Here is an 18,870-nt window from a genome sequence, read left to right on the forward strand (position 1 = left end):
TCTATCAACAAAACGACGGAGAAATGGCGGCATTTTGCCGGAAAATGATCACCCCCAGGCATGCGCGTTTCCGTTCCAGGAGGCTGTGAGTGATAGCGTCGGTTCAGGCATCTGACAGCGAAGCCAACCACTCCCCCAGCGCCTTGAAACGGTACTGCCCCACCAGCTCCTGAGCCTGATCGCAGAACACCTGATAGTCAGGCTCGGATTCCAGCTCGGTGAGCAGTTGCCGCACCCGCAGAATGTTGTGCTGCATGGCCGCCTCTTTCAGCTCCATCAGCAATTCATCCGGCGGCAACACCAGCTCGGCAGCGGCAGTATCAGTCTCGTCGGCTTGTGTCTCTGGCATGGGTTTGATGGTGGAGGTCATTTCCTGGCTCAGCAGCGGCAAGGTCAGGTCGAACCAGAATTCCGAGCCTTTACCAACCTCACTGTCCACATGCAGCCGTGAGCCCATTTGTTGCAGGATGCGCTGGCAAATACTGAGCCCCAGGCCCGAGCCTTCAGCGCGGGTAATTTCGTTATCCAACTGCTGAAATGGCACAAAGATTTTCTTCATATCCTGTTGGGCGATGCCGATACCGGTATCGACCACCCGCCAGCGGAAGGTTGCCGTTTTGTCGTTCTGTTTGAGCACTTCCATGAACACGGTAACGCCGCCTTCAGAAGTAAACTTCAGCGCATTGCTACACAGGTTGAGGGCAACCTGACGCAAGCGTTTTTCGTCCACCAGCACGTAGCTGGGTATCTTTTCCGGACCAATAAACGCCAGCTTCAGACCTTTTTCACGGGCCCGAACTTCGGTCATTTGCATGATGGTGAGCAGGAAAGATGGCAGGTGCAGTTCACCGGGATGAAGCACCAGCTTTTCTTCATCGGCTTTTGAAAAGTCGAGAATATCGTTAATCAGCAACAGCAAGTGACGGGCACAGCGGTCAATGGTTTTGATGCCTTTGCCATGCTGCGCTGCCAGCGACTCATCGGCTTTCATCAGCTGGCTGTAGCCCAGAATGCCGTTCAATGGCGTGCGCAGTTCATGGGTTACATTGGCCATAAAGCGGGTTTTGGCACGGTCGGATTCTTCGATCTGGCGTTTGGCCAGATGCAGCCGGTGAAACACCGCCAGCATCAACATCCACACCACCACCAGCAATGCCACGACCAGGGCCGATTCCCGAAACAGTCGCTCGCGCATGTCTGCGGCTAACTGCTGGTAGTTGGCGTCACTGAGGTTAAAGTCGACCAAGCCGAGCAGCACGCCGGCTTCGTTGATCAACGGCAGGGAGGCCTTGAAACATTCGCCACACACCAGGTCTCCTTCGGCCATGTCGAGGGTTCCAACCGGTACGCCAAGGGTGTCGTAGTCAACCAGTAAGCCTACGCCCTTGACCATGGCAGCGCCCGTCGCCGGGTCTTCCACCACCAGCATTTCCTGCACTGCATCGTACAACTGCCGGGCCATGGTATCGGGGTTGCCGTGCTCGAGAATCTCGACCAACACCGAAGTTTGCGACTGCGCAATAATGTTGGCCTGAGCGCCCGTGGTACTGCGCAAGCGTGGCTCGAGGGTGTTTTTCCAGTAGCTGTCGAGAGAATTGAATTGCGCTGCCACCAGCCCCACAAAGACGGCGGTAATCAGCAGGTGCTGCCGCAGCTCACGGAACCGCCGTTTGGCGCAGTCGACGCAATTGAACAACCGGTTCAGGCAACGCTGCCAGATGGATTGGCCGTTGTTCCCTATATCCCCGCTATTCCCTTTATCCCCTCTATTCATAGGTACGCGCCACACTCAGGTAAAACGATTTGATCGACAGCTTGCTGAGCTGCAAGGTGGTCAGATTGACGGTGGGTTTCACGCTCGACGTAACCGACAGCCCCCCAAGAATGCCGGCCTCCACATCCCCTTCAAACGGCGAGAATACCGCCACCTGATGTTTGATGGTCAGCTCGACCAGCTGCTGACGCTCCTGCACATTGAGTCGTTCTGTCACAAACACAGCCGCAGGCATGTTTGCATTCGGTTGTGCCAACAGCTGCTGCAACGACACCACCTGAATCTCCGTTTGATAGCCCTGCACCGACGGCCAGGTTTGCTCCAGCTGGTCGCGGAATTCACGTGCCTGAAGGTTGGAGGTCAGATACAGCATGGCCACCGGAATGCGGTTGTTTTGCGCATGGCTGTCGAGGGTCAGATCGGCATTAACGAAGGTACGAAACAAATTGAGGCCAACACGAGCCCGGCGGTCGCTTGCAGCGTCCGCAAACAGGCTGTGTGTGGGCGTGGACATCAGCAGTGTGACTAGCATCAAACGGCTGACCCAGCGCAGGCAGGCATCCATGCCCGGCCGCAGCGTCAGGGGGTTCATTAACAATAAATGCTCTGATCAGAATTCATATTTAACGCCAACTCCCAGTTGGCGGTAGCCGTTGTTCAACCCTTCCGGATACTGACTTGGGGAAGGTACCGAGCGATACTGCCGGTCGGTCAGGTTCTGACAGCTAGCCAGCATGTAGAGGTCATCGATGGCAAAGGCATGACGCCATTCCAGCGACACATCGAACAACCAGTAAGCCGGGAAACGACGTTCATGGGGCACTCGACGACCCACTTCCCAACCTTCCTGCTGGCCAATGTAACGTACGTTCAGGTTAGTGCTGACGCCATCACTGAGATACCAGCGGCCTTTGATGTTCGCCATCCAGTCGACAGCTCCCAACAAGCGCTGATCCGGATCGAAGTAATCCTTGGCATTGGCGTAACTGAGGTTACCACTCCACTCCAGTGAACGACTGACCTGCTGTTGCCACTCCAGTTCAGCGCCCACCGTCATGATATCTCCGCGGTTGCGCCACACAGGTGGACGTCCGGGATTGATATAGAACTCGATCAGATCCTGCACTTTGGTGCGGAACACCGTCGCCGACAGGCGTTCGTCATCGCCACGGTACACCCAGGCCGCTTCCCAGGATTTGATGATTTCTTCATTCAGGGAGCCGCTGCCCGCAAGGTTGGAATCCGGCCCGGGATTCGCCTCTTCCAACGATGGCGGCCGGAACGCTTCGGCGTATTGCAGCTTGAGAATGTGGCCGCCGTCCAGTTGCCATACCGCCGCCAGACGTGGCGAAACATGGTTGCCCCAGTCGGTGTACTGGTCGACACGCACACCGGTGGTAATGGCCAGAGCTTCCGTCACTTGCCACTGGTCTTGCAGGCCAAACGCATTAACGTAGCGGCTGCTGCCTTCAATCACCGGGTCACCGCCGTCGGCAATATACTCATGGTTCTCGCCATTCACCGATCGCAAGGTGTAGGAAGAATCGACTTTCAGGTGTTGGCTGGATAGCCCCCCATGCAACAAATGAGCATCCGACCATTGCCAGGTCAAATCCGTGCGCAAGGCGTAAGCGTGATCCTGACTGCCCGAAGAACGGAATACGTCATTACGAAGTGGCTGAGTAAGGCCCGGCGGCGTAATGCCCGCTGGCAACGGCAACGACAGTGCCTTGTTCAAGCCGGTATTGAGATAGCTGAACTCGCTGTTGAGGATTACACCTTCAGCTAACCGCCACTGCTTGCCCAGTCTGGCCGCTACCGATTGTTCAATTCGAGGATCAGATTCATACGGCAACGCGGCGGATTCACCATGACCCGGGCCTCGCTCGGTCGACACCATGCTGATGTCAAAACGATAGCCCTGCCAGTCGATACCGGCCACCATCATGGCACCCTGCTCATGGTCATAAACACGCCCCGGCGAATGCGTTGCCGACGGCCGGAAATTATCCGGGCCGGTTTCAAGACCAGAGTTGCCCTTGCGCCAGAACGAAGCTAACAGACGGGTGTTCACGCCAGCGTCGGTCGATTCACTGAGGTTCAGAGCCAACCGGCGCTGCTGTTGGCTGCCGCTGAAGGCACCAACGGAATTTTCGGTTCGCGGGATCACGTTCACCACGCCGGAAAAGGCAAAACCGCCATGTACCGACGAACCCGGCCCACGAATCACTTCCACCCGATCGACCATGGTCAACGGCATGCGGAATAGCCAGTCGGCAGAGCCATCGGTTGGCCGATTGACCGCCACTCCATCCAGCATCAGCTTCAGGTTACTGGCGTTCTGGGTCGCGCCGACACCACGCACAATCACGCGCTTGTCGCCGCTATTGGTTTCATTAACCATAAACCCGGCCACATCCGACAACACATCCGCCACCGTATGCTTGCCGGAAACCAGCGCATCCTCGGCGTACAACACCGACACCATGCCCGGCACGTAGTCAGCGTTCATGCGAGTTTGGGTTGCCAGCTCGGTTTCCTGTTGCAGCAAGGCCATCAACTCACCCAGCTCATCCTGGCTGGCTAATTCGTCCGCCATCGCCGCGGTTGCCATGGTTATTGTCGCCATGGTTGTTGTCGCCAGCATCAATCCACGGCACAGGCCATGCAATGGAGTTGGTAAAAGAAGTGATCGTCGTGCAGGTGTGTTGGAGTTATTTCCTGAACGACCTGGGTCGCCGCCATCAAAAGCCATCATGGTGGTGGTGTTTCCGGTGTTGAGGGTGGATTAGGCTACGGCCAGATTATTCCAGACACTGCTTTTCAATTCTTCTGCCACGAACGGCTTTTGCAGATAATCGGCCCCACCAACCCGGAAACCGTGATCACGCCGTACCTGTTCGCCCAGCGCCGAAAGGAACACCACCGGAATATTGGCCAACTGAGGATCTCGCTTGATGCGACGACACACCTCATAACCGTTCATATCCGGCATCAGCACATCCAGCAGGATCAAATCCGGCTCCAGAAAACGCGCCAGTTCCAGCCCTTCCATACCGGATGTTGCCGCACGAACATCAATGGCTTCTTTGCCCAGGTGCTCGATGACCACATCCAGGTTGGTCGGGTTGTCGTCGATCACCAGTACCATAGGCAAGGATTCGTTGTAATTTTGCGCCAGCATCATAAGTAACCCCCAAATCGTTTTTATCTTCGTTACAGCTGACATAGCAGGTTACGGGCCAAAAAATAATTTCATTTAAAATCAATGATTTATAAAAATACTCATGATTTTATAAGCAAAAAACCTTATAGAATTTCATACTGACGCTTATAGAAACCTCATAGATTCGCGATAGAATCGACAGGATTTTCTTATAAAACTCTTATAGATTGCTGACGTTCCCTGGCTAGCAGACACCCGACCCCATGACCCAACTGCCCAAATTGCTGATCGTTGACGACCAGCCCGATAACCTTGATGTGCTGGTCAGCTATCTGGCCGAAGCCAACCTGCAACTGTCAGTAGCCACCTGCGGCGAAGATGCTCTGCAACTGGCCAGCCAGCACCAACCAGACCTGATTCTGCTGGATGTGATGATGCCGGGCATCGACGGCTACGAAACCTGCCGTCGTCTGAAGCAACTGCCACAAGGCAGCAAAACCCCGGTGATTTTCATGAGCGCGTTGTCTGACCCGCAACATCGGGTCAAAGGCTTTGAAGCTGGTGCTATCGACTATGTCACCAAACCGCTGCATCGACAGGAAGTACTGGCGCGCATTCAGGCCCAGCTGACCATTCAGCAACAGCAACAGGAACTGCTGCAACGTAACCAGCAGCTGCAAGCACTGAATCAGGAGTTGCAGGCCCAGATCGACAAGCGCCAGCAAGCAGAAGCAGCCCTTAACACCAGCCAGAACACCTTGTCGGCCCTGACCCGTCAGGAGGCAGAACGCTGGGGACTGGATGCGTTTGTCGGCCAAAGCCAACGCATGCTGGAGCTGCTGGAACAGCTCAGAAGCCTGCAACAGGCACCAGATACCAACGTGTTGGTACTGGGCGAAAGCGGCACCGGCAAAGAGCTGGTGTCGCGGGCCATTCACTACGGCAGCCAGCGTTCGGCGAAACCTTTTATTGCAGTGAACTGCGCCGCGATTCCGGCCGAATTGGCCGACGCCGAGTTTTTTGGCCACACCCGTGGCGCCTTCACTGGCGCCATCAACGACCGTACCGGCTATTTCGAACAAGCCAACGGCGGCACCCTGTTTCTGGATGAAATTGGCGACATGCCATTAGGGCTGCAAACCAAGCTGCTGCGCGTGCTGGAAGATGGTTTGCTGACGCCGATTGGCAGCAACAAACAAAAGCAGGTAAACGTTCGGGTGGTGGCAGCCACCAACGTCAACCTGCAACAGCGGGTCAACCGTCAGGAATTCCGTCAGGACCTGTACTTCCGACTGGCAGGCTACCGCATGGAATTACCGCCCCTGCGCGAACGCATGAACGACATTCCATTGCTGGTGAACCACTTTATCAGCACTCTGAGCCGTCAAATGGGCCGCCAGCGAGAACAGGCCGACGCCCCGTCATCGGCAATTAGCCCTGAGGCCATGCAGGCTATCCAGAGCTACGGTTTTCCGGGCAACGTGCGTGAGCTGCGCAATATGATTGAATTTGCGCTGATCGCCAGTCGCGGTCAGTGCATCACTCGCCGCCATCTGAACTTTGTCGAAGCGCCAACCGAAGCCGCTGTTCAGGGAATAGCGGTTGAGGAAAGTAATGTTGAAGAAAGTACTGCTCAGGAACGAGCCTCTCAAACAGCGGCATCGACCCACAGAACCCACCCGGTCTCAGGCCAAGGCCCGGGTTCTGGCTTTGCTTTTGCCCCGCCGGGGACACAAGTGGATAACGACGAGGCTATGCTGCTGGACTTTGTTCGTCACAACGACCGCATCAACAACGCCACCGCACAGCAACTGTTGGACGTTGACCACGGCCGCGCCTCATACCTGCTGAAAAAACTGCATAAAGAAGGCAAGTTGAGCAAACAGGGCGAACGCCGATGGAGCTATTACGTACTGCCAGAAGTCTGACTCGTTGGAGCCTATGACTTACGCCGGCCAGTACCAGAGTGGCTGCCGGAGCTTTTACTGGTACTGCTGCGGGAACGGGTGCTGCCGCTTGAACCCGCACGACGGCCGCGTCGATACGGCGTTTGGGCCGGTGCAGGAAGCCCCTGAAACGCCCCGATATCCAACTTGCCAGCTTGGCCCACCAGCAACCCCAACTCGTTCAGCATCGGCTGCATAAAGCCGTCGTAATTTAACGTCCGCTCACTGATGTCGTTCAGCTGCCGCTCCCAATGGGCGGTCATGTCCGGCACCGTGGTTTGTTCTGGCAAGGCATTGATCAACGCTCGCCCCAACGGCGTCGACTTGATTTGTTTGCCCTGACGTTGCAAGAACTGCCGTTTGAACAGCAGTTCGATGATGGATGCACGGGTCGCTTCAGTCCCCAGGCCATCGGTGTCCTTGAGGATTTTTTTCAGCTCCTTGCTTTGCACATAGCGGTTGATGCCCGTCATCGCCGCCAACAGGGTGGCGTCGGTAAAGAACTCCGGCGGCTGGGTATGCTTTTCGTCAATTTTGGGGTCGCCGCTGAACAGCAGCTGCCCGGCACTGACATCAGGCAACGGCGGACGCTGCTCGTCGGACGGTTCTTCGCCAGCAGCAGGTTTGCGCACCGGCATGATGGCTTTCCAGCCCAAATCCAGAGCGCTGCGCTGGCTGGCAACAAACAGCCCACCGGCAATATCGAGTTCGATTTTATGGTCCGCATAACGATAGGGCGGATAAAACTGCAATAGGTACTGACGCGCGACCAGCCCGTAAATTTGTTGTTCGGCGCGCCCCAGTTTACTGATATCGCTGCGCTTTTCGGTCGGAATAATGGCGTGGTGTGCACCCACCTTGCTGTCATTCCAGGCTTTCGATTTCAGGCTCAGATTCACCTCAGCCACGGCCTTGCCAAGGCCGGCATCGGCAACGTTATTGCCAATCGCCGCCACCACCGACTGGCGCTGGCCAAAATGCTCCATCGGCAAGTAACGACAGTCAGAACGCGGATAAGTAATCAGCTGATGCTTCTCGTACAGGTTCTGACAGGCGTCCAGTGCCACCTTGGCACTCAGGCCAAAGGCCTTGGCCGCATCAATTTGCAGGGCTGACAGGTTGTAGGGCAAAGGCGCAGCTTGCTGCTTTTCCTTCTTGTTGCAGGACAGCACTCTGGCGGCCTGATGGCGTATACGCTCGGCAACATTATGCGCCAGCCTGGGGTTCAGCACCCGGCCGTCTTCATCCTGATGAGCGGCACAGGCTTCACTGGGCTGCCATTTGGCATAGAACGCCAACGGTTGCCCTTCGGCCATATGAATGGCAGCACGCACTTCGTAAAAAGGCCGAGAGACAAATTGCTCGATGGCCTGATCCCGCTTAACAACAAGGCCCAGCACAGGGGTTTGCACCCGCCCCACCGACAGCACCTGCTTCAAGCCGCCTTGCTGCCCTTTGATGGTACAGGCACGGGTCAGGTTAATGCCGTACAGCCAGTCGGCCCGACTGCGCGCCAATGCCGAGACCGACAGCGGCACAAACTCGCTGTTGGGTCGTAACTGGTTCAGCGCTTTTTTCACTGCCGCCGGGTTCAGGTCACTGACCAACAAACGCTGCATGGCCTGCTTCTTGTTGGCCGGGGTCTTCAGATAGCTGATCACCTCATCGACCAATAACTGCCCTTCGCGGTCGGGGTCGCCGGCATGCACCAGCTGACTGGCTTCTTTTACCAGTTTGCGCAGCACCGACAGCTGCTTGCGGGTTTTAGGCTTCGGCTGCAATTGCCACTGTTCCGGCACAATCGGCAGGTGATCCAGCTTCCACTGTTTGAAAACCGGGTTGTAGGCATCCGGCTCGGCCTGCTCCAGCAAGTGACCAATGCACCAGCTGACCACATCGCCGTTGGCCGCCCGTACAAATCCTTCCCCTTTTTGATGGGGTTTTGGCAATACCGCGGCAATGGCCCGGCCAAGTGATGGCTTTTCAGCGATGATCAATCGCATGGAAGAATTCCAGATACTGTTCAAACATCCAGTTAATTTACCGATTTTGCTGCAAAAACAAAACCTTATGACTAAAAAACCACCAAATCGGAAAAAATTTCAGATTTTTTTAAATTTTCTAAGCTTTTGATGTTGCAGGAATTTTTTCTCCTGATAATATGCGCGTCCTGAAGTTGAGGCACAGCTTGAACTTCTTCGAGAAAGCTTTCTTGCTTTTTCATCTGCTGGGGTGTCGCCAAGTGGTAAGGCAACGGGTTTTGATCCCGTCATTCGCAGGTTCGAGTCCTGCCACCTCAGCCATTAACTATTCCTTGTTTTTATCTTCCCAAGTCACATAAGCAGCCTTTGGTTAGTCGCGTCTATTCCGGAGCTCTACTCCCGTTTCAGCTCATCTGCTGCCTGACATTCTGCCGTTTAAAAAACGGTTATGTTTTTTGTGAATTGCGACACGTTTTGACGCTTCAACCCCGCAAGATGCCCTCATTGTTTCCTGAAGGATGATGGAGAAAGCGATGAAAGTATCTCAGCCTGCATTTGTTTACCATGCCCAGTGTTCCATCTGTAACTGGAACTATGTCTACTCGGAGCTGAGCGCTTTGCCCGATTGCTGCCCCATGTGCCAGGCAATCGCGTTGCATGTGGACATGATCGACCCATCAACCCAACCTCCTGTGACCGATCCCGAGGAAGTGGACTTACACGACACGTTCGGTGCATCCAATGACCCTGTGTTCTTCGCTCAACGGGCAGCGCCTGCATCGATGCTGATAAATACTCAAGCACGACTGCCGGGCATTTAAGGTTCATTTATCAATCAATTCAGATTCAAATGTGATAGAAATCACATTTCATCTACTTATAATCAGGCCTCGAAACCCGTCCCAAGCATAAGGAGTTGCTTAGCATGGCCAATGATTACCTGACATTCGCACGACGAATGGAAATGTTGCGCCTGATTCCCGAAAAGCCATCCGACCCAATCAGCACCACGTTGCTGCACCAAAAGCTGGAGCGGGATTACCGCTGCACCAAACGCACGGTGGAACGGGATCTGGAATCCCTTTCTGTTGCTTACCAGCTCTATACCGAGACCAACGGCCGCAGTAACTCGTGGGGGTTTGTCGCCGGAGGTAAGCAGCTTCTGCATCGTTCCAACTCAGCCGCCGCATTGTCTTTCATTTTGGCAGAGCCGTATCTGAAACAGGTTCTACCGGCCTATGCTTTCCAGCAAATTCAGCCCCAATTTGAAGAAGCCAAAAGCAGCCTGAACAGCTTCAAAGGCAAGGCATCTGTGTGGCCAGATCGCATTAGGGTTCTACCGGAAACCAAACAGCTGCTGCCACCCGAACCGTGCGAAGCCACCTGGGAGAACATTACCGAAGCCTTGTTGCAGAACAAACAACTGGCGGTGTCCTACGCCAGCCGTAGCCATCAGGACACCAAACAGCTGAATCTGACGCCGCTGGCTCTGGTTGCAAAAGGCGCCACCCACTATCTGGTCGCCACTGCCAACGACTACACCACCCCTTACATCTATGCCTTACACCGCATCGCCGATGCGCGCTTGACCGACGCCCTTTGCCCGGACAACAGCAACTTTGATATTGATGATTTCCTGCGTAATTTTGGCTGGGGACACAGCGGTGATATCGAGCTGATCGCCGATATTTCAGAGAGTATTGCCTCACGCTTGCAGGAAACGCCAATCAGTCATCAGCAGGAAATTCACGGGCCAGCCGACAATGGCCGCTACCGCCTGACAGCGATAGTGCCTGACGATCAGGAAACCCGTTGGTGGGTTTATGGGCTCAATGAACACATTCGGGTTGAAGCCCCAGAGCACTGGGTAGAAGAATTCGCCAGCAAGGCGCAAACCATGGCGAAACTGTACGGCGTGATACCTGATGATTCAGAAACAGCCGGCAGCCAAAGTAATAACAACGCAGAAAGCCTTATCAAATAACCCGTCGAGTAACCTTGTCGAATCACCAATCAAGGGCCTGACCAGGCGTCGGGCCGCTCCTGCATCGCTGGAGTGATGAACGCAGGCGTTTAAAACGAGAGCAGCTTCCTTGCTGCTCAACTTCTTCCTGAATCCCGCCTCCCTGGCGTGGTCCATCACAAGAGCGTCTTGCTCTTATCGTCCTTGTTCCTGTGAGTCATCCTGACTCAGACGGCATAGTGACAAGCCAATGCGACAAGTAACGTCGCTTGATTCAAGCGAATCCTTATTCTGCTATTACAGTCACAAAAAAGCCGGGACATGCCCGGCTTGTGTTATTGCCAATTGCAACGCTATCGATTCAGCTGACTCAGGACACCGCGCTGAAGACTCGCGCAAAGCTGGATTGCTCCTGAATATTCAGCGGCAGGCGCAGCTTGCGGGAAATATCACTGGCGGAGAAGATACCGCGAATCTGGTGATTCTCGGCGTCCAGCACCAGGCAGTGTTGCTGGTGCACTTCGCGCAGGAAGTTAACCACATCACCGATGGTGGATTTTTCGACTTCGCTGATGTCGAAGGCACTCAGATCACTCTTACGGGTCATCAGATCAGACACCAGCACATCGCTGCGCAGGCTGCCGTTGTTGACGGCTTTTTGAATCACGTTTTGCTCGGCCAAATCTTCCGCTGTAATCACACCGGCAAAGCGGTTGTCGTTGTCGAGCACCAGCTTCAGACGGACATGGGTACGAATCATGATGCGGCGGGCGTTATCCGCGGTCACAGACGATTCGATCACCAGCGGCTCGTTGTCGAGGAAGTCAGTAAAGAACGCCAGCGCTGGGCTACGCAGGGAAATATGGATCGGTTTTGCTGGTTGAACCAATTCGTCGATGCTGGATACGGTGTGCAATTTCAGCTTGTGCATAGGGAGTACTCCTCACAGAACTGCTGTCGGCCAAAGTCAGTAAAGGGCCTACGACAACAGTTAAATTTTTGATGGTTTGATTGTGTTAAAAACGAAGCAGAGCGAATCAAACCAGCGGAGGACTACGGGCTCGTCGGGCTTCTGGACGGGTGTCCAGTACCTGAGTGTTGCTGACCAGCGCAGGCTGCCAGTGCTGTGGGATAACCAGAGGCACAAACGCATCATCAGGAACAATCCCTTGTACCTTGTCGGCCTCGCCGGTGGCCAGGTCGATCGGGTAGTCGGAAAGATCCAGTGTGGATGCGGAGTTGAAGCCTGCGGGGCTGGTATCAGGAAGCAGCATGAAGCCCAGTAACAAACTGAGCATTAGAATCACTCGAGTCATGGGCGCCTCCTGACGTTGGGGCTGTTGGCAGACGGGTTTCTGTGATTCAGATTCCGACATTCAACAGCAAGGGATTTTTAATCTGTGTAACTGATATGAGTCACGTTACTCCTGAATAGTTTCACTGACCAGAGTGCAATTGCCGATTTAATAACGCGCAACAGAATTGTTCACTATTCAAATAAATTCCAGCAAAGAAAAAGCCGCAATCGAGTGCGGCTTTTTGTGAATTAGCGTTAACTGTTGGCTCATCAGTCCGTCAGTCTTCCCCAGCCCACTTCCAGGTCTGCCACAATCTGGCGGCTGTCTGGCTGACCTCCGGTGCGAGTAGCCACACCTTGCAGCCAGCCGGTCACGGTGGCTTCGTTGTCGTGCATCCAGATACGCACCGCCCGTAGCGGTGGCACAAAGCCATTTTCAATTTCATCCATCAGCTGCTCTTCCATTTCCTGACTGAACACCATGTTTTTCATCAGCCGAGCAGCATTTGGGCAACGTTGGGAAAAGCCATCCTGTGCCACGGTACGCACGTAGGACGCACCTTTGTTGGGGCCAAAATAGTCATCCGCACCATCCAGATACTGCAATTCCAGATTACGATTCATTGGGTGTGGAACCCAGCCCAGAAAAGCCACCCACTGCCCTTTGCGAATCCGGCCTTTTGCCTGTGCCAGCATCAGCCGCTCTGAAGTCGGGATCAGCTTGAAGTCACCCATGCCTATTGACGGGTCTGCAATCATCTTCTTGACCTGAGCATTACCGGTATTGCCTTTTTCAAGGCCATACACCCGACCGTCAAATTGCTCTGCATACTTGCCCAGATCCTGCACCCGGGTGACGCCCTGGTCGTACACGTACTGTGGCACCACCAGAGTGTAAATGCCGCGTTTGAGGTTGGTTTGCAAAACCTCCAGCTGGCCCTGTTCCAGATACGGCGTGATCATGTCGGTGTTGGCGGGCATCCAATTCCCCATGAACAAATCGTTTTCGTCATTGGCCAGTGATTCATACACTTCGCCAATACTGGGCCTGACATCCATCTCAACCTGATAGCCGAGTTTTTCCAGCAACACCCGGGAGGCCGTTGACGTTACTTTCAGATCCGCCCAGTCCAGCATGGCAAAGCGGATGGTGTTACAACTGACATCGTCTTGCGCCTGACTGGCATTCGCCAGAAGCAGTGCGCACAACAACGCCCAAACCCGAATTTTCATAGGCATACCTCAGACAGCAGAGTTTTTTATCCAGCCTATGGGGATTGCAGCAACGTCGTATTCATACAACGACGTGATTTATCACTTACGCGCAACGCAACGGACATATTGCGCCCAGCTTCGTCGCAGTAAGGCAGCCGCCGGTTTTTACGAGCTTAAACAGCCAGAAACCGGCCTGCAGAAAACGGCGCAAAAAGAGCAAGATGAAGAACAGGACGTTAAGAAACGACGTTAAAGAGAAGGGAATAAGAGAAAACGGATAGAGAGACAGAAGGAAAAGAGTAAAAGCGGTGGACACCAAGAGCCCTCTGGAAAACCCGCGCAGAGTTATTCAGAGGGTCTCTGACCACCGCACAGGATCAATCTTTTAAACGACCCCAGCCAACGGCCAGCGCCTCCGCCATTTCGGTGCCGTTTGGCGTTTGACCATCAAAGGTTTTCACACCATCCAGCCAACGAGTCAGCGTTGCCGCGTTGTCGTTCATCCAGATACGGACCGCACGCTTGGTCGGCACAAAGCCGTTCATCACCTGATCCATTACCTTCTGCTCCATTTCGAGAGAGAAGGTCATGTTTTCAAGCAACTTATTCACGTTCGGGCACTGCTCGACATAACCACTACGAACGACCGTGCGAACGTGGGCTGCGCCCTTGTCCGGGCCAAAGTACGCATCGGCACCGTCGAGGTATTCAATGTCGTAATTCACATTCATCGGGTGTGGCGCCCAGGCCAGAAACGCAATCCACTGGCCTTTCTTGGTTTTGCCTTTCACCTGAGCCAGCATCAGTCGCTCGGAGGTTTCCAGCACGCTGAACTTACCGAGGCCAAAGTCGTTCTTGTCGATCATGTCCTGAATCAACAGGTTACCGCCGTTGCCCTTTTCCAGACCGTAGATACGGTAGCCAAACTCATCCGCGTGTTTGGCAATATCGGCAACCGTGGTCACGCCCTGATCGTATACGTATTTGGGCACCGCCAGGGTGTACAGGGCACCGTTCAGATTGGTGTCCAACACTTCCAGCTTGCCGGATTCCAGATACGGGCCAATCACCCCGGCGTTGGCTGGCATCCAGTTCCCCAAAAACGCATCCACGTTATTCTGGGCCATTTCTTCATACACACCGCCCACACTGCCGGTGGTGATGGTGACGTCGTAGCCCAGGGTTTCCAGCATGACCTGCGCGGTTGTGGTGGTTACTTCAAGGTCAGTCCATTCAACCATGCCCATGCGTACGGTCTTGCAACTGGCCGGATCAGCACTGGCCAGCCAACTGACCGGCAACAAGCACAACCCCAACAGCAATGACTTCAATCTCATCTGTGATAACTCCCGATATCAATGATCGTTTGGTGGACTCCTCCATCTTTTAAACCGTGACTTCCATGTTGATAAATCGCACATTTTCTATGAAGAGGTTCACGGAGCACTATTTCTTCTTGTTGATAACTCCCTGACTTACGAGTAGATCATAAATAACCTGCGCTTTTTCTTCTGCACTCTCCTTCACCAAAATCGCGCCCCCCTTGGAGGCCGACTTGGCCGTTGCCGCCTTGAAGCGATCGGCTGCAGTTTTGGCCTTTTTCGCGGAGGCGATACGTTTAGGACGCTTGCGGGCTGGCTCAACCGTAACCTGACTCATCACCTCATCGGGATTGCTGCCAATGGCCATTTCCTGCAACTGGCCACGCTGACCGCTGGCCCAGGCGGTTTGGCGCGATTCCGCTGCGGCACTATCAACACTGGCAACAAAAGGCGCACGCACCTTTAACAGCCGACGCTGACCTCGCGGCAACGCCTGCAGAATTTCAAACTCACCATCGCCAGCCGCGGTAACCTCCACAGCGGCAGGCACCATTGGCCAACCTAACGCCTGTGCAATCAGGTACGGCACCATGCCGGAGCCTTCGCCGGATTCTGCCCGACTCCCCGTCAGCACCACATCGGCTTGGAGCATCTTGAGCCGCTCCACCAGCGCCGGTACCGCATCGCTGTTGGCGTTTTGACGGGTCACATCAATACGCTCCAGCCCCATGCCCAGATATTCACGCAGAACCGACTGACGCAGCGGGTCGCTGCTGTCACCGGCATGAATCACATGCACCGAACGGTTGTCCATATTGAGCGCCAGTTCGAGCGCTTTGCTGTCCTGATCAGAGCGCCGTGGACGGCCGGACTTCGGGTGCTTACCAACCGACACCAGGGTCGCCACGGTGTAGTTTTTGGCAGGGTTACTACTCAGCTTGCTATGCAACATCATGCTTGCCCTCATCACCGTCGGCAGCGACTTCAGTGCTGTCAGCCTGTACCTTGGCCATCAACGCCGCCAGAATTTCCTGACTGTCGCCTATCACGCTCAGGTCCGCCCGTTTCACCATGTCACAACCAGCATCGGTGTTAATGGCGATGACTTTTTCACAGCTACCAATACCTTGCAGGTGCTGTACCGCACCGGAGATGCCCACCGCAATGTACACTCTGGCAGTTACCCAGGTACCGGTAGCACCCACCTGACGGAAGCGCGGCATAAAGCCATCGTCTACCGCCACACGGCTGGCGCCTTCGGTAGCCCCTAACACCCGTGCTGCCTGATGGAACTGATCCCAGTCGTGAATGCCGTTACCCGCCGACAGAATAAACTCGGCTTCGCCCAGACTGATCTGATTTGGGTCAACGGCAACCGCTCCTGCATCCTTGATGCGCGTTAACACATCAGGCACCGCAGGCGAGGCTATAACACGCGCTTCATAGCGGGCTTCGTCAACCGGCATGGCGCATTCAGACGCCAGGGCCAGAATGCGGGCTGAAGCCAGTTCGCGAGTAATGTCGGTCAGCTCACTGCCGCCCCGACTGGTGACTTTGCCGTTCTTGATCTGCCAGGCGTGCATGGTCGGACGTTCACCCAGACGTGCTGCCAAACGCAGAGCACGGTCGTTGCCACTCAAATGCGTATCCGGGAACAGCCATTGAGCCGGTTCCAGTGTGCGTTCTACTGCCAGCATGGCTTCCAGTTGCTGCTCTGGTGCGAAGCCCTGATAAGCCTCGCTGTCGAACAACATAACGCGGTCGACACCGGCCAGACCCAATGGGTGATCCGGGTTGGCTTCTGTACCCAGCGCCGCTTTCACGGTGCCGAACACCACCGCCAATACCGCTGTGTCCTCTGCCGCATCGGCCAGTGCCCGGGCCTGACCAAGCACGTCTTTATCGTGGGCAGACAGTTCGCCGTTAGCCATATCGACCACCACCGCCACGTAGGACTGTGGTTGTTCGATGGCCACGATTGGCAGTTGCTGTTCCTGTTTTTCACGCTTGGCACCGGCAGCGGCTGCAGCGGAACCGCCGAGGCGGTCGATGCGTTTGATGCCGTTCGGGCCAATAAAACCAACCGCATGGGGGTTGCGACGGATCAGACCCGATGGCCCACGCACTTCAGCAGCGGGGCCATTCATTTCAGCAGCAACCTGTTCGTGCAGCGGGTGCAGACGGTTACGCAGAATCCAGTCCTTACGTGGGTCCTTTCTGATCAAATCAGACATCAGGCCACCTCCTTCGCTATCGATTCGGACGGCTGTTCGATTTCAATCAGCTGAGCCGCCACGATTTCGGCGATGTCTTGCACCTCTGGGCGAGGCTCAACCACACCTTCCAGCATCGCAGTACACTGCTGACAGCCAACCGCCACCAGATCGGCACCGGTTTCGCGAATGTCGTCCATCCGCATGTCGGCGATACGACGTTCACCCGGAATATCCGTGATCGGAGCCGCACCACCACCACCGCAGCAACGGGAGCGGAAGCCGGAGCGTTCCATTTCAGCCAGTTCAATGCCCATGGCTTTCAGCACGTCACGCGGGGCGTCGTATTCGCCGTTGTAACGGCCCAGATAGCACGGATCGTGATAGGTCACGGTGCCTGCTGAAGTGAGAGCGTCGAGCTGGATCTTGCCTTCGGCCACCAGTTCGTTGATCAAACGGGTGTGGTGCAGGACTTCCCAGCCGTTTTTAAGCAGCCCGCCGTCCTCCATCAAGTCCGGATACTCGTTTTTCAGGCAGTGGAACGCGTGCGGGTCGGTGGTCACAATGCGCTTGAACTTGTACTGGCTCAGGGTCGCAATGTTGCGCTTGGCCAGGCTCTGGAACGTCGCGTCATCACCCAGGCGACGGGCAACGTCACCGCAGTCGCGCTCTTCATCACCGAGGAAAGCGAAGTCGACGTTGGCGGCTTTAAGGATTTTCACGAACGAACGCAGAATGCGCTGGCTACGCATGTCGAAAGCACCGTCGGATACCCAGAACAGTACATCGGCTTCTTTCTTTTCAGACATCAGCGGAATGTTCTGGTCGGCTGCCCACCAGCCACGAGCCTGCGGATCGTTGCCGTTCGGGTTGTCGGTGGCGATCAGATTTTGCAGGGTTTCGGAACCCTTGCCCGGGGTAGAGCCTTGTTCCAGCGTCAGGAAACGACGCATGTCGACGATGGCATCAACGTGTTCGATCATCATCGGACACTCTTCCACACAGGCGCGACAGGTGGTGCAGGACCACAAGGTTTCCTGGCTCACCAGACCTTCGGTAATGACTTCTACCGGTGAGCCCTTGGCATTACCTGTTTCAGTTCCGGGATAAGGAGAGCCGGCGTATTCGGCATCCGTGCCGCCAGCCAGACCAACAACCATATCCTGAATCAGTTTTTTCGGGTTCAGCGGCTGGCCGGCAGCAAAGGCCGGACACATGGCTTCACAACGACCGCACTGTACACAGGCGTCGAAACCCAGCAGCTGGTTCCATTTGAAGTCTGCAGGCTTGGCGACACCCAGGGTCTGACCTTTGGAAATATCCAGATCCAGCAGTTTCAGGCCCGTAGAACGGCCACCGCCGAAACGTTCGGAACGACGGTGAAACGCCAGATGCAGCGCACCGGCGAACGCGTGTTTCATTGGGCCAGCCCAACCCATGCCGAACAGCATTTCACCCAAGCCAGCGACGATGCCCGCCAGCAGGATGAACGCCAGAACGCCGGAACCAAAGCCGTCAGGCAGCACACCAGCAGCAGGCAGGGTCACAATGAAGAAGGTCGCTGCAAAGGTCAGCAGACTCTTTGGCAGGCGCATCCACGGTCCTTTCGACAGTCGGGATGGCGGGTTAACACGACGACGGTACACAAAGGTGGCACCGACAAACATCATTGCAGTGGTGGCCAACAGTGCCCACGCCAGAATGGTGCTGTCGAGGCCAAAACCGTGCACCAGAATGATGAGGATCATCGAGGCCACGAAGCCACCAGCGGTGGCAACGTGGGTGTTGGACATGACCTTGTCGCGCTCTACCACATGGTGCAGATCGACAAGGTAGCGGCGTGGCATGGCCATCAGGCCCGCCACCAGATCGACTTTTTCCGGCTGGCCAGCGCGCCACAAACTAATGCGACGCAGCATGCCTGCCAGCAGTACGGCTATGAACCCGGCCAACAGCCAGGGGATGACAGACTCCAGCATCCTGAGATCCTCG

General features: G+C 55.4%; 15 protein-coding genes and 1 tRNA gene. 4 read left to right on the forward strand and 12 right to left on the reverse strand.

Annotated features, from left to right (window positions below):
• Window positions 1-103 precede the first annotated feature (103 nt).
• The 4 genes from ACXADJ_RS13780 to ACXADJ_RS13795 all read right to left on the reverse strand — a co-directional run bounded on the left by ACXADJ_RS13780 (window position 104) and on the right by ACXADJ_RS13795 (window position 4,961).
• Entirely contained in the window at window positions 104-1,774 is a 1,671-nt protein-coding gene (locus ACXADJ_RS13780) for a sensor histidine kinase (RefSeq protein WP_475066871.1), read from the reverse strand.
• On the reverse strand, window positions 1,767-2,366 hold the full coding sequence (locus ACXADJ_RS13785) for a hypothetical protein (RefSeq protein ID WP_475066873.1): 600 nt from the start codon (window positions 2,364-2,366) through the stop codon (window positions 1,767-1,769). The genes ACXADJ_RS13780 and ACXADJ_RS13785 overlap by 8 nt, the downstream gene beginning before the upstream one ends.
• An 18-nt stretch (window positions 2,367-2,384) precedes the next feature.
• Window positions 2,385-4,403 (reverse strand): TonB-dependent receptor plug domain-containing protein, encoded by a 2,019-nt coding sequence (locus tag ACXADJ_RS13790; protein ID WP_475066875.1) that lies wholly within the window; start codon window positions 4,401-4,403, stop codon window positions 2,385-2,387.
• A gap of 159 nt (window positions 4,404-4,562) precedes the next feature.
• A complete protein-coding gene (locus ACXADJ_RS13795; protein ID WP_475066878.1) occupies window positions 4,563-4,961 on the reverse strand; it encodes a response regulator in 399 nt (132 codons plus the stop codon).
• A 242-nt stretch (window positions 4,962-5,203) separates the two neighbouring features.
• On the opposite strand from ACXADJ_RS13795, the gene ACXADJ_RS13800 reads away from it, so the two are divergent.
• Entirely contained in the window at window positions 5,204-6,868 is a 1,665-nt protein-coding gene (locus ACXADJ_RS13800) for a sigma-54-dependent transcriptional regulator (RefSeq protein WP_475066880.1), read from the forward strand.
• Between the two features lie 11 nt (window positions 6,869-6,879).
• On the opposite strand, the gene ACXADJ_RS13805 is transcribed toward ACXADJ_RS13800, so the two are convergent.
• Window positions 6,880-8,889: a DNA topoisomerase III gene (locus ACXADJ_RS13805; RefSeq protein ID WP_475066882.1), complete on the reverse strand. Its 2,010-nt coding sequence runs from the start codon at window positions 8,887-8,889 to the stop codon at window positions 6,880-6,882.
• Window positions 8,890-9,114: 225 nt separating this feature from the next.
• Between ACXADJ_RS13805 and ACXADJ_RS13810 the strand changes: the two genes are divergently transcribed.
• The 3 genes from ACXADJ_RS13810 (at window position 9,115) to ACXADJ_RS13820 (ending at window position 10,852) form a co-directional block, all read left to right on the forward strand.
• Window positions 9,115-9,189 (forward strand) — tRNA-Gln (locus tag ACXADJ_RS13810).
• A 212-nt stretch (window positions 9,190-9,401) separates the two neighbouring features.
• Window positions 9,402-9,689 carry a hypothetical protein gene (locus ACXADJ_RS13815; protein ID WP_475066884.1) on the forward strand — a complete coding sequence of 96 codons (288 nt, stop codon included), beginning with the start codon at window positions 9,402-9,404 and terminating at the stop codon, window positions 9,687-9,689.
• Between the two features lie 104 nt (window positions 9,690-9,793).
• Window positions 9,794-10,852, forward strand: coding sequence for a helix-turn-helix transcriptional regulator (locus tag ACXADJ_RS13820; RefSeq protein WP_475066888.1), 1,059 nt, complete (start codon window positions 9,794-9,796; stop codon window positions 10,850-10,852).
• A gap of 349 nt (window positions 10,853-11,201) precedes the next feature.
• Here ACXADJ_RS13820 and ACXADJ_RS13825 read toward each other — a convergent pair whose 3' ends face one another.
• From ACXADJ_RS13825 to ACXADJ_RS13855, 7 genes are all read right to left on the reverse strand, one after another.
• Entirely contained in the window at window positions 11,202-11,762 is a 561-nt protein-coding gene (locus tag ACXADJ_RS13825) for a CBS domain-containing protein (RefSeq protein ID WP_028293803.1), read from the reverse strand.
• A gap of 106 nt (window positions 11,763-11,868) precedes the next feature.
• Entirely contained in the window at window positions 11,869-12,147 is a 279-nt protein-coding gene (locus ACXADJ_RS13830) for a hypothetical protein (protein WP_156879026.1), read from the reverse strand.
• A 251-nt stretch (window positions 12,148-12,398) separates the two neighbouring features.
• Complete coding sequence (locus tag ACXADJ_RS13835) at window positions 12,399-13,361, reverse strand: glycine betaine ABC transporter substrate-binding protein (RefSeq protein WP_475066896.1); 963 nt, start codon at window positions 13,359-13,361, stop codon at window positions 12,399-12,401.
• Between the two features lie 359 nt (window positions 13,362-13,720).
• Entirely contained in the window at window positions 13,721-14,680 is a 960-nt protein-coding gene (choX, locus tag ACXADJ_RS13840) for a choline ABC transporter substrate-binding protein (RefSeq protein WP_475066898.1), read from the reverse strand.
• 109 nt (window positions 14,681-14,789) lie between these two features.
• Complete coding sequence (locus ACXADJ_RS13845; RefSeq protein WP_245582662.1) at window positions 14,790-15,620, reverse strand: adenine nucleotide alpha hydrolase family protein; 831 nt, start codon at window positions 15,618-15,620, stop codon at window positions 14,790-14,792.
• Window positions 15,607-16,899, reverse strand: coding sequence for an electron transfer flavoprotein subunit alpha (etfA, locus tag ACXADJ_RS13850; RefSeq protein WP_475066901.1), 1,293 nt, complete (start codon window positions 16,897-16,899; stop codon window positions 15,607-15,609). The genes ACXADJ_RS13845 and etfA overlap by 14 nt, the downstream gene beginning before the upstream one ends.
• Window positions 16,899-18,857, reverse strand: a complete 1,959-nt coding sequence (locus ACXADJ_RS13855) for a (Fe-S)-binding protein (RefSeq protein WP_475066906.1) — start codon at window positions 18,855-18,857, stop codon at window positions 16,899-16,901. The genes etfA and ACXADJ_RS13855 overlap by 1 nt, the downstream gene beginning before the upstream one ends.
• Window positions 18,858-18,870 lie beyond the last annotated feature (13 nt).

The organism is Oceanobacter sp. ABM4_470, from assembly GCF_056158645.1.

Bases quoted from the DNA above. Each gene is read 5' to 3' on its own strand.
- ACXADJ_RS13805 (WP_475066882.1), bottom strand. From the start codon at position 8,889: ATGCGATTGATCATCGCTGAAAAGCCATCACTTGGCCGGGCCATTGCC.
- ACXADJ_RS13780 (WP_475066871.1), bottom strand. From the start codon at position 1,774: ATGAATAGAGGGGATAAAGGGAATAGCGGGGATATAGGGAACAACGGC.
- ACXADJ_RS13855 (WP_475066906.1), bottom strand. From the start codon at position 18,857: ATGCTGGAGTCTGTCATCCCCTGGCTGTTGGCCGGGTTCATAGCCGTA.
- ACXADJ_RS13845 (WP_245582662.1), bottom strand. From the start codon at position 15,620: ATGATGTTGCATAGCAAGCTGAGTAGTAACCCTGCCAAAAACTACACC.
- choX (WP_475066898.1), bottom strand. From the start codon at position 14,680: ATGAGATTGAAGTCATTGCTGTTGGGGTTGTGCTTGTTGCCGGTCAGT.
- etfA (WP_475066901.1), bottom strand. From the start codon at position 16,899: ATGTCTGATTTGATCAGAAAGGACCCACGTAAGGACTGGATTCTGCGT.
- ACXADJ_RS13830 (WP_156879026.1), bottom strand. From the start codon at position 12,147: ATGACTCGAGTGATTCTAATGCTCAGTTTGTTACTGGGCTTCATGCTG.
- ACXADJ_RS13815 (WP_475066884.1), top strand. From the start codon at position 9,402: ATGAAAGTATCTCAGCCTGCATTTGTTTACCATGCCCAGTGTTCCATC.
- ACXADJ_RS13790 (WP_475066875.1), bottom strand. From the start codon at position 4,403: ATGGCGACAATAACCATGGCAACCGCGGCGATGGCGGACGAATTAGCC.
- ACXADJ_RS13785 (WP_475066873.1), bottom strand. From the start codon at position 2,366: ATGAACCCCCTGACGCTGCGGCCGGGCATGGATGCCTGCCTGCGCTGG.
- ACXADJ_RS13800 (WP_475066880.1), top strand. From the start codon at position 5,204: ATGACCCAACTGCCCAAATTGCTGATCGTTGACGACCAGCCCGATAAC.
- ACXADJ_RS13825 (WP_028293803.1), bottom strand. From the start codon at position 11,762: ATGCACAAGCTGAAATTGCACACCGTATCCAGCATCGACGAATTGGTT.
- ACXADJ_RS13795 (WP_475066878.1), bottom strand. From the start codon at position 4,961: ATGATGCTGGCGCAAAATTACAACGAATCCTTGCCTATGGTACTGGTG.
- ACXADJ_RS13835 (WP_475066896.1), bottom strand. From the start codon at position 13,361: ATGAAAATTCGGGTTTGGGCGTTGTTGTGCGCACTGCTTCTGGCGAAT.
- ACXADJ_RS13820 (WP_475066888.1), top strand. From the start codon at position 9,794: ATGGCCAATGATTACCTGACATTCGCACGACGAATGGAAATGTTGCGC.